Origin of the sequence: Maribellus comscasis, assembly GCF_009762775.1 — a bacterium.
GTDB classification, from domain to species: Bacteria; Bacteroidota; Bacteroidia; order Bacteroidales; family Prolixibacteraceae; genus Draconibacterium; species Draconibacterium comscasis.
Genome location: NZ_CP046401.1, coordinates 2,443,072 through 2,458,994, shown reverse-complemented (window position 1 = coordinate 2,458,994; position 15,923 = coordinate 2,443,072). Strand labels below are relative to the sequence as shown.

The 15,923-nt window shown below is 36.1% G+C and carries 13 protein-coding genes; all 13 read left to right on the top strand.

Features of this window, described 5'->3' with window-relative positions; translation table 11 throughout:
* Window positions 1–26 precede the first annotated feature (26 nt).
* The 13 genes from GM418_RS09770 (at window position 27) to GM418_RS09710 (ending at window position 15,914) form a co-directional block, all read left to right on the top strand.
* Complete coding sequence (locus GM418_RS09770) at window positions 27–1,103, top strand: NAD-dependent epimerase/dehydratase family protein (protein WP_158865551.1); 1,077 nt, start codon at window positions 27–29, stop codon at window positions 1,101–1,103.
* A 55-nt stretch (window positions 1,104–1,158) separates the two neighbouring features.
* Entirely contained in the window at window positions 1,159–2,403 is a 1,245-nt protein-coding gene (lhgO, locus tag GM418_RS09765; protein ID WP_158865549.1) for an L-2-hydroxyglutarate oxidase, read from the top strand.
* 100 nt (window positions 2,404–2,503) lie between these two features.
* Window positions 2,504–3,805, top strand: a complete 1,302-nt coding sequence (locus GM418_RS09760; RefSeq protein ID WP_217447753.1) for a class I SAM-dependent methyltransferase — start codon at window positions 2,504–2,506, stop codon at window positions 3,803–3,805.
* A gap of 68 nt (window positions 3,806–3,873) precedes the next feature.
* On the top strand, window positions 3,874–4,713 hold the full coding sequence (locus tag GM418_RS09755; protein WP_158865547.1) for a sugar phosphate nucleotidyltransferase: 840 nt from the start codon (window positions 3,874–3,876) through the stop codon (window positions 4,711–4,713).
* Between the two features lie 34 nt (window positions 4,714–4,747).
* On the top strand, window positions 4,748–5,341 hold the full coding sequence (locus GM418_RS09750; RefSeq protein WP_217447752.1) for a PIG-L deacetylase family protein: 594 nt from the start codon (window positions 4,748–4,750) through the stop codon (window positions 5,339–5,341).
* A gap of 75 nt (window positions 5,342–5,416) precedes the next feature.
* Entirely contained in the window at window positions 5,417–6,583 is a 1,167-nt protein-coding gene (locus GM418_RS09745; protein WP_158865543.1) for a class I SAM-dependent methyltransferase, read from the top strand.
* A gap of 23 nt (window positions 6,584–6,606) precedes the next feature.
* Window positions 6,607–7,635, top strand: a complete 1,029-nt coding sequence (locus GM418_RS09740; protein WP_158865541.1) for an aldo/keto reductase — start codon at window positions 6,607–6,609, stop codon at window positions 7,633–7,635.
* Window positions 7,636–7,787: 152 nt separating this feature from the next.
* Window positions 7,788–9,299, top strand: coding sequence for a T9SS type A sorting domain-containing protein (locus GM418_RS09735; RefSeq protein WP_158865539.1), 1,512 nt, complete (start codon window positions 7,788–7,790; stop codon window positions 9,297–9,299).
* Window positions 9,300–9,543: 244 nt separating this feature from the next.
* A complete protein-coding gene (locus tag GM418_RS09730) occupies window positions 9,544–11,088 on the top strand; it encodes an MATE family efflux transporter (protein ID WP_158865537.1) in 1,545 nt (514 codons plus the stop codon).
* A 48-nt stretch (window positions 11,089–11,136) separates the two neighbouring features.
* Window positions 11,137–11,952, top strand: a complete 816-nt coding sequence (locus GM418_RS09725) for an O-fucosyltransferase family protein (RefSeq protein ID WP_158865535.1) — start codon at window positions 11,137–11,139, stop codon at window positions 11,950–11,952.
* 113 nt (window positions 11,953–12,065) lie between these two features.
* Window positions 12,066–13,133, top strand: coding sequence for a polysaccharide pyruvyl transferase family protein (locus GM418_RS09720; protein ID WP_158865533.1), 1,068 nt, complete (start codon window positions 12,066–12,068; stop codon window positions 13,131–13,133).
* A gap of 103 nt (window positions 13,134–13,236) precedes the next feature.
* Window positions 13,237–14,505: a glycosyltransferase family 4 protein gene (locus GM418_RS09715; protein WP_158865531.1), complete on the top strand. Its 1,269-nt coding sequence runs from the start codon at window positions 13,237–13,239 to the stop codon at window positions 14,503–14,505.
* Between the two features lie 149 nt (window positions 14,506–14,654).
* Complete coding sequence (locus GM418_RS09710) at window positions 14,655–15,914, top strand: hypothetical protein (RefSeq protein WP_158865529.1); 1,260 nt, start codon at window positions 14,655–14,657, stop codon at window positions 15,912–15,914.
* Window positions 15,915–15,923: the final 9 nt, after the last annotated feature.

Genomic DNA, 15,923 nt, shown 5'->3' with positions numbered 1-15,923 from the left:
GATTTTAAAATCCCAAAAATAGAATTATGAAAATATTAATTACCGGTAACATGGGTTATGTAGGCCCGGGCGTAGTGAGTCAACTGCGCGAAACTTATCCTGATGCAGAATTAATTGGATTTGATATCGCTTTTTTTGCTCATTGTTTGACCAACCCTCCTTTTTTACCCGAAGGAAAGCTGGATAAACAAATTTTTGGCGACGTAAGATATTTTGATCCCGAAATTCTGAATGATATAGATTCCATCGTTTATTTAGCGGCTATTTCAAATGATCCAATGGGAAACAAATTTGAAGAGGTTACCATGGATGTGAATTATCGGTCGGCTATCCGCATGGCGAAAATTGGAAAAGAAAAAGGTGTCAGCTCGTTTGTTTTCGCATCCAGTTGTAGTGTTTACGGCGCTACAGAAGGAAGTGCAAAAGTAGAATCAGATACTTTAAATCCTTTAACGGCATATGCCCGCTCCAAAATTGCCACGGAAGAAGATCTTCTTAAAATTGCCGACGACGGATTTACCATTACTTGTTTGCGCTTTGCAACTGCCTGTGGTTTTAGTAACCGGCTGCGTCTTGATTTAGTACTAAATGATTTTGTTGCGGGGGCAGTTTCTTCAAAACGAATTGATATTTTAAGTGACGGAACACCCTGGCGTCCTCTAATAAATGTGCTTGATATGGCAAGAGCAATTGATTGGGCCGTTACAAGAGACGCTGATAACGGAGGTAAATTTTTGGCTGTTAACGCCGGGACCAACTCGTGGAATTACCAGGTAAAAGAATTGGCCGAGGCTGTGGCGGAAGTAGTTGAAGGTTGTAAGGTTACGATAAACCAGGATGCTCCGCCGGATAAACGCTCATACAAAGTAAATTTTGATCTGTTTAAAAAACTTGCACCAAATCACCAGCCCGTTTTTGATCTGGAAACAAGTATACGCGGTTTATACGAAAATTTGAATACAATGGGCTTTAACGATCCCAATTTTAGAGAGTCTTCATTTATTCGTTTAAAAGTTTTGAACAAACTTCAAACTGAAAGTTTACTTGACGATAATTTAAGTTGGAAATGGCAAAATATACCAACGCTATCCGAACAATATTAGAGTTTAGTATTTAAAGTTCCACAAAAGGATTTCCAAATCCATTCTTATTCATCCTATGAAATACGACATTACAATTATTGGTGGTGGTATTGTTGGACTTGCTACCGGGTTAAAGTTGAAGGAAGAATATCCTGACCTAAAAATCATTATCCTGGAAAAGGAAGACAAAATTGCCCGCCATCAGACAGGAAATAACAGTGGTGTTATACACGCCGGTGTTTATTATAAACCCGGAAGTTTAAAAGCGTTAAACTGCAGAAATGGCTATCAACAGCTTCTTGATTTTTGTGACAGAGAGAACGTAAAGTATGATTTATGTGGAAAATTAATCGTTGCAACAGGTAAAGAGGAACTTCTTCGTCTTGAGAATCTTTTTCAAAGGGGCAAAGAAAATGGCCTGGACAAAATCAAAAAGATAAGTGGAGAGCAAATTAAAGAGTATGAACCTCATGCGACAGGAATTGCAGCAATTCATGTTCCTTATACCGGTATAATCGATTATAAAGAAGTTAGCAGTAAGTATGCCGAAATTTTCACCCAAAGATATGGTGGTGAAATTGCGTTAAACAGCAAAGTAACCAGTATTAAAATCGATAAAGGTGAGGTAACCGTATTTACACCGGAAAAGCATTACACTTCAAAACTTCTGGTGAACACAGCCGGGTTGTATAGCGATAAAGTTGCCGCGATGACCCAAAAGAACCTTGATGTAAGGATTATTCCGTTTAGAGGCGAATATACCGAGTTAACAGAAGAAAAGAGTTATTTGGTAAAGAATCTCATTTATCCGGTTCCGGATCCAAAATTTCCTTTTTTGGGTGTACATTTCACCCGAATGATTCATGGAGGAATTGAAGCCGGGCCTAATGCTGTTTGGGCTTTTAAACGTGAGGGATACCACAAAAATTCATTCAAATACGATGAATTTATGGAATCGTTGGTTTGGCCAGGTTTCAGAAAAGTAATGAAACAATACTGGAAAATGGGAATGGGTGAATTTTATCGATCTTATAGCAAAGCCGCACTGGTTAGAGCTTTACAACGTTTGGTCCCGGAAGTTCAATCAGAAGATTTAAAAACCGGAGGAGCTGGAGTCAGGGCACAGGCATGTAATCGTAATGGTGGCTTGGTTGACGACTTTTTGATTGATGAGGATCAATATGTATTAAATGTATTAAACGCTCCCTCACCTGCTGCAACAGCATCGTTGGCAATTGGTGAAACAATTGCAAAAAGGGTGTCAAAGAAAATACAAAACAAGACTTCTTTGGGTTACTTCGAGGAAAAACTTCGGGTTTAATACAATCACAGATACTTTAAAACAAAAATTTAAAAATGCTTTAGCCGTAAAAAGTTGAAAGCAAAAAATGATTAGTAAAAAGTCTAAAAAAAATACACAAATGGGAAATAACAGTTCATTTATAAAAACAGACGGGGTAATGGTTGCTCCTCTAAAAAGACAAAAATCGGGAAGTAAATGCAGATTCTGTAACAGTGAATTGGAATACAGTGTGGTTGATTTGGGAATGTCGCCACTTTGCCAAAGACATGTTAAGCCGGAAAATGCCAATGATATGGAGAAGTTTTATCCGTTGCATGCATATATCTGTCATAACTGTTGGTTGATGCAACTTGAAGAATTTGCTACTCCCACTGAAATTTTTGCTGATGAGTACGCGTATTTTTCTTCTTACTCAAGCAGTTGGCTTGAACACGCCAGAAAGTATTCTGAAATGATGGTCGAGCGCTTTGGATTTAGTTCCAACAGCCTGGTGGTTGAGATAGCAAGCAACGATGGTTATTTGTTACAGTGGTTTAATAAAGCCGGCATCCCTGTTTTGGGTATTGATCCTGCTGGTAATGTTGCTGAGGCTGCGAGAGAAAAAGGTGTTCGCACAGAAGTGGAATTCTTTGGCACGGAAACAGCGACAAAGTTATCGGGAAAATATGCAAAGGCAGATTTACTGCTTGGGAATAATGTACTTGCACATGTTCCGGATATTAATGATTTTGTAAAAGGAATGAAAGTAATGCTCGCCGCCAAAGGTGTAATTACAATGGAGTTTCCACATTTACAACGACTTATCGAGGGAAATCAGTTCGATACCATTTATCATGAACATTTTTCTTATCTCTCATTTGTTGCTGTAAACAGAATATTTGCACATCATGGAATTACCCTGTTTGATGTGGAGGAATTATCTACTCATGGCGGTTCAATCCGTATCTTTGGTAAACACTCCGATGATGACAGTAAAGAAGTTACCGCCAGGGTAACAGAATTGTTGCAACGCGAAAAAGACCTTGGTTTTGAAACTCTTGAATACTATTCGCTATTTGAAGAAAGAGTGAAAGAAACCAAACGGAAATTACTCGATTTTTTAATTGAGGTAAAACGTGAAGGTAAAACGGTAGCCGGCTACGGTGCGCCCGGGAAAGGAAATACGTTATTGAATTATTGTGGCGTTCGAACAGACTTTATTGATTTTACTGTGGATATGAGCCCCCACAAACAAGATAACTTTTTACCCGGAACTCATATCCCGATTTTACATCCTGAAAAAATTAAAGAGACCCAACCCGACTATATTCTTATTCTTCCCTGGAATTTGAAGGAAGAAATAATGGCGCAACACAGCTATGTAAAGAGTTGGGGAGGCAAGTTCGTAGTACCAATTCCGGAGCTGAAAGTATTGGACTAATTGCATTTGCTGGTTTTAAAATTCACAAATCACATTTAAATGTTTAATTCCTTAAAAAACAACAGATTATGAAAGTCGTGTTATTCTGTGGAGGCCAGGGAATTCGGTTGAGGGAATATTCCGAAACAATTCCTAAGCCAATGGTCAACATTGGATATCGTCCAATTTTGTGGGAAGTAATGAAATATTACTCATCTTTCGGACACAACGAGTTTATATTGTGTCTGGGATATAAAGCAGATGTTATTAAAAATTATTTTATCAATTATGACGAAACAGTATCGAATGACTTTGTTTATGCTAACGGAGGAAAGAATATCGAGTTGATAAGTTCAGATATAAGTAATTGGAAAATAACATTTGTAGATACAGGCCAAAGTGCAAATATTGGAATGCGGCTGATGAAGGTTCGTGAATATTTGCAGGATGAGGAAATGTTTCTTGCAAACTACAGCGATGGTCTGACCGATCTTAATCTTCCCGATATGATTAACTGGTTTTCAAAGAAAAAGGAGAAAACGGCTGCATTTATGGTTTATCAGCCAAGCCAAAGTTTTCATGTGGTTAAAAGACGCAGGGATGGAACAGTGGATGAAATAAGTCCGATTGGGAACTCAGGTCTTCATTTGAATACGGGTTATTTTATATTCAGAAAAGAAATTTTTGACAATATAAACTACGGAGAAGATCTCGTGGAAGAGCCATTTAAAAGGATGATTCAAAAGAAGAAACTGGTTTCCTGGGAACATAAAGGTTTTTGGGCAAGTATGGATACATTCAAAGATAAAAAGCTACTTGATGATATCTATGCCAGTGGAACTCCTCCGTGGGAGGTTTGGCGAAAAGCAGAAGAGAGGTTTGACCGCCAGATAAATGAAGTAACGCCTTTTGAACATGGTCCCAATTAGCTTTAAAAGAGATAGCTCTTTAAATATACTTTGTTTGGGAGCACATTGTGACGATATTGAGATTGGCGCTGGTTGTTCGCTGTTAAAAATTTTTAAAGACTATAAAATTGAGAGTGTAAATTGGGTTGTTTTTACATCCAATGAAATCAGAAAGAAAGAGGCAACAAAAAGTGCCAATCAGTTTCTAAAACATGTCTCAAAAAAGAAAATTTCGATAGAATCTTATCGCGATGGATTTTTACCTTTCTATGCGGCGGAGATAAAAGAATATTTTGAAAGATTAAGAAAGGAGATTAATCCCGATATTATTTTTACTCATTATCGAAATGACAGACACCAGGATCATCGATTAATCAGCGATTTGACATGGAATACATGGAGAAATAATATGGTTCTTGAATATGAAATACCAAAATATGACGGCGATATCGGAAATCCTAACTTTTTTGTTGAAGTTGACAAGGATTTGATGGACAGGAGAAATGGGATTTTAATGAAGAGCTTTGTTTCTCAGCATTCAAAACATTGGTTTAGCGAAGATACTTTTTCAGCATTACCTCGTCTTCGGGGAATGGAATCAGCAACTCAGTTCGCTGAGGCTTTCTATGCCCGGAAAATTGTTTTTTAAGGATCAAAACAAAAATAAAAAGTAAAACATTAAAATTTACTTATTGTAGAAGTTTTAATCATTATTTAAATACCTATGAAATGTTTAAACTGTAATAGTACCCGGGCGGAAAATTTTTATTTGATTAAAGATGCCCCCGTTCAAAGTATTGTTACAATAAAATCTTTTGAAGAAGCTGTAGCAATTCCTAAAAAGGATATCACTCTTGCATTTTGCAAAGAATGTGGTTTTGTATTTAACAGTACATTCGACACTACCATAGATCATTATACAAAAGGATATGAGGATCAGCAGGGGTTTTCACCAACGTTTACGAAGTTTATCAATGATTTTACACAGCGGTTTATTGATAAATATGATATCTACGGTAAAGATGTTATAGAAGTAGGTTGCGGGAAAGGTGACTTTCTAAATTTAATTTGTAAACTTGGAAACAACAGGGGGATAGGAATTGATCCTGCATATGTCCCAGGGAGGTCGGAACCTAATCCGAATATCAGGTTTATTAAAGAATTCTATTCTGAAAAGCACGGAGACCTGCCCGCCGATGTTATTGTTTGCAGACATACTCTAGAGCACATTCATGATACCGGTAATTTTCTGAGTACAATAAGAAATTCGATTAAGAATAATAAAGAAGTTGTTGTTCTTTTTGAAGTGCCAAGCATTGTTCGAATATTAAAAATAAATGCCTTTTGGGATATTTTTTACGAACACTGCTCATATTTTAGTGCCGGATCATTGGGCAGACTTTTTAGACTCAACGGATTCGAAATAATTGATATTTATGTCGAATACGATGACCAGTATCTGTTTATTGAAGCAAAGCCGTCAAATGAAAAGGTTGTCGGTAATACGCATCCTAAAGAAGAGGCTGTGCACGAATTGAAACAATTAGTCGATCAGTTTGTTGTCAACATCAATAACCAGCTTGAAGAGTGGGAAAAAAGACTTCTTATGCAAAAGGATGAAGGAAAAAAAGTAGTCATGTGGGGTGGAGGCTCCAAAGCAGTTGGTTTCCTGACACATTTTAATAAACTTAATGTAATTGAACATGTAGTTGATATAAACCCTCATATACAAGGTAATTTTATTCCGGGAATAGGTATACAATATAAAAATCCTGAGTTTTTGAAAGAGTATGTTCCTGACACTGTAATTATAATGAACGGAATTTACAGAAACGAAATCAGAGATAGTTTGTCGAATATGGGTCTTGCTCCGGAAATAATATGTATGTAAAATATTAAAATAAGTAAACTTTTATGGGGAGTTTTAGAGAAAATGGAACACAACTGGATATTTCGACAAGAATAAAATTAAATAACGGGGTGGAGATGCCTTTATTTGGGCTGGGAGTATTTCAGGCTAAAGTTGGGGGCGAAGTAGAGAATGCGGTGAAAACTGCTTTAAATCATGGCTACAGAAAAATAGATACAGCAACAGCGTACCGAAATGAGCGAGGAGTTGGAAATGGAATAAAGATGAGTTCTATCCCGAGGGAGGAAGTTTTTTTAACTTCGAAAGTACGTAATGAGGATCAGGGATACCATTCAACTTTAGCAGCTTTTGAAAAAAGTCTTGATGAACTGCAAACCGATTATCTCGACCTTTATCTCATCCATTGGCCGCGTGGAAAACGTTCGCTTGGAACATGGAAAGCAATGGAGGAATTGTACAAAAAAGAGAGGATTAGGGCAATCGGTGTAAGTAATTTTCTTGAATACCACCTTGAGGATCTATTAAGGACTAGTGAAGTGATTCCTGCAATAAATCAGGTAGAGTATCATCCTGAGCTATTACAACCCGAATTATATGATTATTGTAAAAGTAGAGGAATACAGTTTCAGGCCTGGAGACCCATTATGCAGGGAAAGGTAAACAATATTGAGGAAATCTGTGCATTGGCCGATAAATACGGAAAAACTCCTGTACAAATTACGCTGCGCTGGAATGTCCAGAAAAAAATACCCACAATTCCAAAATCGGTAAAAGAAGAACGGATTATATCTAATGCTGATATATATGATTTTCAGCTCAGTAAAGAAGATATTCAGTCAATTGACAAGCTAAACAAAAATAAACCTCTGGTTCCCTACCAGTATAAAATTTCATTTTTAATCAGGGCTCTTTTTATACATAAACCAAAGTTACATTTAACCAAATTATTGGTTCATTCCTTTACAAAAAAGACGCAAAAAGCATTTTACTATCTGTTTTATAAAAGATATTACCTCCTGTTTTTGGTAGACATAAACAGTAGTATAGATTGGGGGGGGCAACCTATCTTTTGATGTAAAGCATTATGTTCAAAAGGTTTGATTAATAGCGCTAAATGGCAGAGGTAAAGACAAGACTCTGCTTCGAGTCTCTTGTTTGGTTAATGTTTCCTAACATTCCAAAATTTTACTAAAAAAATTTAAACTTCATTTTAAAATTATTAACGATGAAAAAATTTTTACTTTCTTTTTTGTTAAGTTTCAGTATTCTCCAAATGACACAAGCCCAGGTTATTGAATTAATTGGTATAGGTGTAAAAGATGTTGACAATCCTGTACTTTACATCCCTGACCCGGGTTCGGTTGACCATGTTGTTGTTGAAGCAGCTGGCATTTTCCGTGAAAATGCTGTTCCCTCATCGGTTAAGTTTTTTGACAGTAATGAGTGGGACACTGTTCAGTTTCAATTGGCAGAAACTGATCTCGCACCACCTGTATTAAATGGTGCAAGTCAAAAATGGGGTTACTATACCACCACATTTAACGATGTGGATGCAGGAGGAATCACATTGGACAAACAAGGTAATGTTGATGCAAACGAGGAAATTGTTTCATTTACAGCATATGTATATCGCACAGGTGGTTCTGGTATTCATAGCGAGGCAAAAGGCGACCATGCATTTTTATTTAGAAATGGATCAGTGGATCCTCTGGAATATACTTTTACCATTCCATTTTCATTTTCGCCTCGTGATGTTGTAATATCAATGCCATTTTCAGATGTTAATGCTGATGGAAGATATTCTATAATTGACGTAACACCAAGTGGAATGGCTACTACCCATGTTGAATTTGATGATAATAATCAGGGGGCGCTATTACACATCGAAACAATAACGATTCCCAACGTGCCAGGTAATGTTACTGAGGTTGTGGTTTCTGCGTATTCGCCAAATCCGGATAACGGAATTGATACAAAAAACGGAGATTCTTTTATTACCAGCGCAATACTTTTAACTACAACTTTTGATCAGGGATGTACATTAACCCAGGGGTATTGGAAAACACATGCAGATCCTACAAAAAAGAAATATGATGAAACATGGGATCAACTACCTTCCGGCCCTGGTACTGTATTTTTCTTGTCGGGGCAAACATGGCTTGAAGTATTTGATACACAGCCTAAAGGAAATGCATATTATATTCTTGCTCACCAGTATATGGCTGCCGCGTTAAACGTTTTAAACGGTTCGTATGCTCCTTCTGAGGTTGTAACTGCAATTTTAGACGCGACGAGTTTGTTTAATACATATTCCCCTGCAGATATTGCTGCACTTGGGGGAGGAGACGTGCTCAGAGATCAATTTATAGCTTTGGGAGAATTGCTTGATGATTACAACAATGGAGAGCTTGGACCAACACATTGTGACGACTACGAATCATCAGAAAAATCAGCAGTCATTGATAATTCTCTTGAATTTAGTGAGTTTTCAGTTTATCCCAACCCGGTTAGAGGAAATGCAACGCTTTCGTTTAATCCAAATTTTGACGGAAATGCTACCGTTGATGTCTATAATTCTATGGGGCAGAAAGCACTTACTTTGTATAATCAGAATGTAAAGAAAAATATTCCGGTAAGTGTGATGTTTGACGGGAATCAGTTAAACGAAGGACTTTATGTAATAACATTGCAGAACGGTATAAACAGGGAAAGTATTAAGATCCAGGTTTCAAAGTAACAACCAGCTTTAAAATTTAATAGAAATAGGAACGCCTTTTTTAGGCGTTCCTACCTATGAGTTCATATTAATGCGGATTTATTTCGAATCATCAGCTTATGATGTTTGTTCCCAAATTTATTAATATGGAAATTTTAAAGATTGTTGTCCCCGGTCACTTTATACCTGTTATGAAATTTGTCTCTAAAAAGAGAAATAATTTATTAAAGACGAGTTTTAAACAGGTAAAATAATTTAGTTTTTTATGGAAGCTGCAAAGAGAGTTGCTGTAAATACAGGTATTCTATACGCCAGAATGGCAATTACAGTATTTATTTCACTCTATGTTACTCGTTTGGTTTTAGCTGCTCTTGGAACCGAAGATTTTGGCATTTTTAATGTAGTAGGTGGAGCTATTGCCATGTTAACTTTTCTGAATTTGGCAATGACGAGTGCGACACAGAGATTTATGTCGTACGCTGAGGGAGAAGGAGATCTGGAAAAGCAAAAGTATATATTTAATGTCAGCGTAATATTACATTTTCTTATAGCCGTTATAGTTATTCTTTTGCTTGAAGCTGCCGGTTATTTCCTGTTTAAAGGGATACTTAAAATTCCGGCTGAGCGCTTACCTGTTGCTAAACTGATTTTTCAATTTATGTTGGTAAGTACTTTCTTTACCATAATTTCAGTCCCGTATGATGCAGTCATCAATGCACATGAAAATATGCTGCTTGTAGCGATTCTTGGTATTGTTGAAGCTGTAATAAAATTGGCTATTGCTTTTTATATAACATACACCTCATTTGATAAACTGGTACTTTATGGATTGGCGATGGCGGCGCTTTCAATTTTTCTGTTAATTCTGAAAAGAATTTATTGCCACAGAAAGTATGTTGAGGTTCAAATTAACTTTAGAAAGTACCGTAACAAATCTCTTTTTAAAGAAATGACAGGCTTTGCCGGGTGGTCTTTACTGAATAGTGGGGCAAGCATCATAACCATGCAAGGCATTTCAATTATATTAAATACGTTTTTTGGTGTTTTGGTAAATGCAGCACAGGGAATTGCCGCTCAGGTTTCAGGTCAGCTTATGGCCTTTTCTACAACGATGCTAAAGGCATTGGAACCTGTGATAGTGAAAAGTGAGGGAGGAAAAAACAGGAAGCAAATGCTTCAGGCTTCTATGACAGGGAATAAACTGTCCTACTTTTTACTCGTTTTTTTTGCTGCGCCGGCAATATTGGAAATGCCTTACGTTTTAGGTGTTTGGCTAAAAGATGTACCTGAGTACGCAGTTGTTTTTTGCAGGTTAAGACTTATTGCAATGTTTGTTATACAGTTGACAGTAACTTTTCCAACGGCAATAAAGGCAGTAGGAGAAATTAAACAATTTAGTTTTTGGAATTCTATAATATGGGCGATGCTTCTTCCTGTCAGCTATTTGTTGTTTAAGCTTGGAGCCTCGCCGGAAACTCTGTATGTTATTTTTATTTTTATGTATGCTGCGTTATCTGTTAGCAGCGTTTATTTTTTGAAACGGTTTGGAGGACTTTCTTTAAAAGATTTTTTAATCAATGTTGTAGCTCGTTGTTTTAGTTCTTCTGCGATTTCTATCGGGCTTGCCAGCATACCATTGTTTTTTATGTCGCCAGGGATAGAACGATTAATAATAGTAGTTGCTACGAACTCAGTTGCTTTTATTCTGTTTATGTTTTTGATTGGATTAAAAGAGAATGAAAAGCAATTGTTTCTTTCTGCTTTTAAAGCAGCGCTACGGAAAGTAAGAATAAAAAGACTTTATGCTTAATTTTTAGAAAATAATAAGTTTTTTAGAATTTATTAAATAAAAGTGAGTATGATTATACTGAATGCAACAGGCCAGACATGCAATAAAATGTTTATTTATTCCAATTATTTTGCAGAGAGTATGGAGTCCGGAGAAAAAATAGTTATTCTTTCTCCAGATATAACAATTAAAGACTATCCCAACCTGCAAAATTCAGGAATTATCAGGTTTCCTTTTTATTCTTCAAGAATTGCGAAGCTTTTTGGTTATAAAAATTATATCAACGGGTTAAGAAATATTTTAGGAAATAAATATAGTTTGAAGTTATTTGCTTTGTCTTTTAAACTTGTTCCGTCTGTAAATTTTATCAACGCTCCAATTGGAGCTTTTAAGAGCTCAAACAGATTAAAGCATCGGGGGGCACTCAAAAATATATTTACCCCCGATTCAAAAATAACAGGTGAAGTGGAGTCAGTTTTTAATAAAGCAAAGGAAACACATGATTTAGTTTGCGGGGTGCATATCAGGCGTGGTGATTACAGGGAATGGTTGGATGGTAAATATTTTTATACAGATGAACAGTACCATTCTTTAATGTTGAATTTTAAAAAAATATTTCCCGATCGTTCCGTAGCATTTTTCCTGTCAAGTAACGAGAGAATTGATTTATCAGCTTTTCCGGAGTGCGACTGTTTTTCTGTCCCCAACGGGTCTGCAACAAAAGATTTGCATGGATTAAGTATTTCTGATTATATTTTTGGTCCGCCTTCTACTTTTACAGGCTGGGCTTCTTTTTACGGAGAAACACCGCTATGTTATATTGAAAAGCCGGAAGAAGAACTCTCTCTTTCTTCATTCAGGAATATATTGGAAATATGGAATTAATAGTTCTATCATCAAAAAGTTATTATTCTGAAGTATAGAAGAATCTTTAGGGTATTCAAGTATTAGAAATTGTTAAAGCGGATAGAGAATAATTGTAAAGGAGTTTCGATTAAATGAAGCAGTTAATATACATCAAGAACTATTGTGAAAGCTACTTAAGAAGTTATAAAAAGCTTTATCAGAAAGAACCTAAGAAGGAAGAAACCTATCGTGATTTTGGTATTCTGAATCCGGCAATCGGAAGTTTGAATTTAGGAGATTTGATTATATATGATAGTGTTTATAAAGTACTTAGAAAAATATTCGAAAAAGACATATTTATTAATTTTCCTACACAAATTCATACCTCTTTTGACGCTAAGTTGTCAATGAGTCAACGGGATTTGCTTTTTGTGTCCGGAACCAATTTGTTGTCATCTAATTTGGAAACGAGGAACCAATGGAAGATTGATAACTCGCATAAGAGGTTCCTCAAAAATAAAGTTGTTTTAATTGGTTGTGGCTGGTGGCAGTATCAGGACGAGATAAATAATTACACGGCAAAAATTTACCGTTCAGTTTTGAATAACGAACTCATTCATTCGGCTCGTGACAATTATACTGTAGAAAAATTAAACAGTATTGGAATTAGAAATGTTTTAAATACAACATGCCCGACTTTTTGGGAAATTACTCCCGAAAAATGTAAAAAAATTAAAAAAACGAAAGAAAGAAAAGTAGTCACGACATTAACATTCTACAAGCGAAACAGTGTTGATGATAAAAGGATGCTCGAAATACTGAGTAGAAATTACGATACAGTTTTTTTGTGGTTACAAAGTTATGACGATCTCGTTTATCTGAATGAAATACAAGACGGAATTCAAAACATTGAAATAATTCCCCCTACTTTGGAAGCTTATGACATGTTGCTAAAAAAAGGAGGGGTTGATTATGTTGGAACACGTTTGCACGCCGGGGCAAGAGCTCTTCAGAATAATATAAGAACATTAATTCTGGCTGTCGATAACAGAGCCGTTGAAATAGGGAAAGATATCAATTTGAATGTGATAAAGCGGGAAGATGTTGAGCAAATACAAGCATTTATTAACGGGTCTTATGAAACTTTGATAAGCCTGCCAAATGAAAATATTCAAAAATTTAAAGAGCATCTTATAGATGTAAGAAGATATACAATATAGTTTGTAAAATATTTATATCAGTTGATTTAATTGTTTAAAAGGTTTTCAATTCTTCATCTGTTATTCAATTTCAAATAGAGAAGGATTTATTGTGATAAAAAATATGAAAGTACTTTGGATTACCAAATCACCGTTCCCTGAAGTTTATGAAGAACTAAAGATGGATGCTCCTGTAAATGTTGGATGGGTGCACTCTGCAGCAAAAACTTTATGTGAAAAATATGGTGATATCGATTTAACTGTAGCATCTTTTATTGTGGGAAGCGGGTTTCAGCAAATAAAAAAGAAAGGAGTTCCACATCATTATATAATTCCTGGTGAATATCAGGAAAATATAAAATTTTCAGAAAATAAAATTGACCGTTTTTGGCGTCAGATAAAGGAAGAGGTTAAACCGGATGTTATACATATGCATGGAACTGAATTCCCTCATTCTTACTCTTTTGTACGGGCATGTGGGGCTGAAAATCTGGTAGTTTCCATACAGGGTTTAGTCAGCGTATATGAACGGTATTATTTTGGGAATATTCCCCGGAAGGATCTGTTAAAAACAATCACGTTTCGCGATATAGCGCGGATGGATACGATTTTTTCCTGGCACAAAAATATGCGAAAACGTGGAGCTTTTGAAAGAGCGTTATTGAAGAAAGTGAATCACATTATTGGACGGACATCATGGGATAAGGCACACGCATGGGCACTAAATCCCGATGGCACGTATCATTTTTGTAATGAAACTTTACGCCCGGCTTTTTACAAAAATAAATGGTCAATCGAAAATTGTGAAAAGTACAGCATTTTTGTAAGTCAGGGGCATTACCCGATTAAAGGTCTTCACCAGTTACTCAAAGCCTTGCCGATTGTTTTAAAGCACTACCCCAAAACCAGGGTTTATATTTCAGGAACAAATTTTTTCACCAATGTTGGGTTTCGTCTTATTGGTTTTGGAAAGTATATCAACTCACTGATTAAAAAGAATAATTTGTCTGACCATATAATTTTTACGGGGACTTTGGCAGAAGAAGAGATGTGTAAACGTTTTGTCAATTCTCATGTCTCTGTTTGTCCTTCCGCAATTGAGAACAGTCCAAATTCGGTTGGAGAAGCGCAACTGTTAGGCGTTCCCTGCGTTGCATCTTATGTTGGAGGTGTAGCAGATATGATTGCTCACGAAGAAACGGGGCTTTTATATCGTTTTGAAGAAATTGAAATGTTGGCTGATAATATTTGCCGGTTATTTTCTGATAAAGAATTAGCTATGCATATCTCAGAAAAAAGTAAAGTAGTTGCGGCAAATCGTCATCAGAAAGATCAAAATGCAAGCAGACTTTATCAAATCTATTCCGAAATTTTTGATCTAAAAAATAACTGATTGATAGTGTTGTAAAGCTTTAATGTTCAGTTGTTAATGTTAATTTCCAGAGACATTTCGCCAGGTTCGATTGCTTTTTTGGGTATTATCAGATTGAACAACTTCGCCGGAAACTGCATTATTTAAAATAACCTTTTTGAATACGTGAAATGTTTAAATACTATTTATCGAAAATAATACCTTTCTCCATTTTACCAATTGCGGTGCTGTCTGTGCAGCGTTTTTCATACTCCCCTATTGGCAGTACATCTGTTTGGTGGCTGGTTGAGATATTGATTTTGATGCTTTTTGGTATTGCGAGTTTCGTGTTGTTTGAATCTGAGAATAGAAGATATATATTGATTTTTCAACTGTATTTAGTATGGAATATATTCAGTATTGTCAGAGGTTTTTTTGCTGCGGAAACTTATTGGGATTACAAGGGACTTGTTGAAAATACGTTGGCCTTACTGCTGCCCGTTGTTGTCTTTGCCGCAACAAACAGGAGAATATTACAATCCATTTTGTCATTTTATATGAAATATGTTCTCATATTTGCGATTGTTGTTTTTCCGTTTTTGCCGCTGGGAGCCTGGGGGTGGTATTTATTTCCTGTTAGTTTTCTTTTGCTTTTTTTCCCCGTCTTTCAAATCCAATGGAAGAGTTTACTTCTGGTTATCGCTTTAATAGCAATGTTTGCTGATATTTCGTCACGAAGCCTCATTTTTAAGTTTGGGATTCCCTTACTCCTTTTATTTTTCTATTATTTCCGAGCTTTTCCAGAGGCCGTTCGAATATTAAAATTTTCCAGAGTAGTATTTCTGTTTGCACCATTTGTTCTTTTCTTTTTAGCCGTTTCGGGAATATTTAATGTTTTTCAAATAAATGAATATTTTAAAGTAGAGGGAAATACGGGGAAACAGTCGCTCAATGAAGATTCAAGAACATTTATTTACAAGGAGGTTTTGGAGTCAGCACAGAAATATAATTACTGGTGGCTTGGGCGCACTCCTGCCCGGGGAAACGAAACCGTTGCATTTGCTGACGCCGTTACAGAGGTGGGGATGCGAAGAGAACGATTACGAAATGAAGCTAATATACCCAATGTTTTCACGTGGAATGGGATAATAGGTGTAATTTTATACTTCCTGATTTTTTATAAGGCATCATCATTAGCTGTTTACAAATCAAACAATATATTCAGCAAACTTATTGGTGTATTTATTGCTTTTCGCTGGCTGTATTCCTGGATTGAAGATTTTTATGTATTCAACTTAAATAATTTTGTGATTTGGTTAATGATTGGTATTTGTTTCTCCGAGTCTTTCAGGAGAATGAATAACCTCGAAGTTAAATTATGGGCGCGGGCAATTTTTCAAAAGAGATACCTTGAAGCATACCGTGTATTTGTTCTTAAACTTACACCCTGATTTTATTTT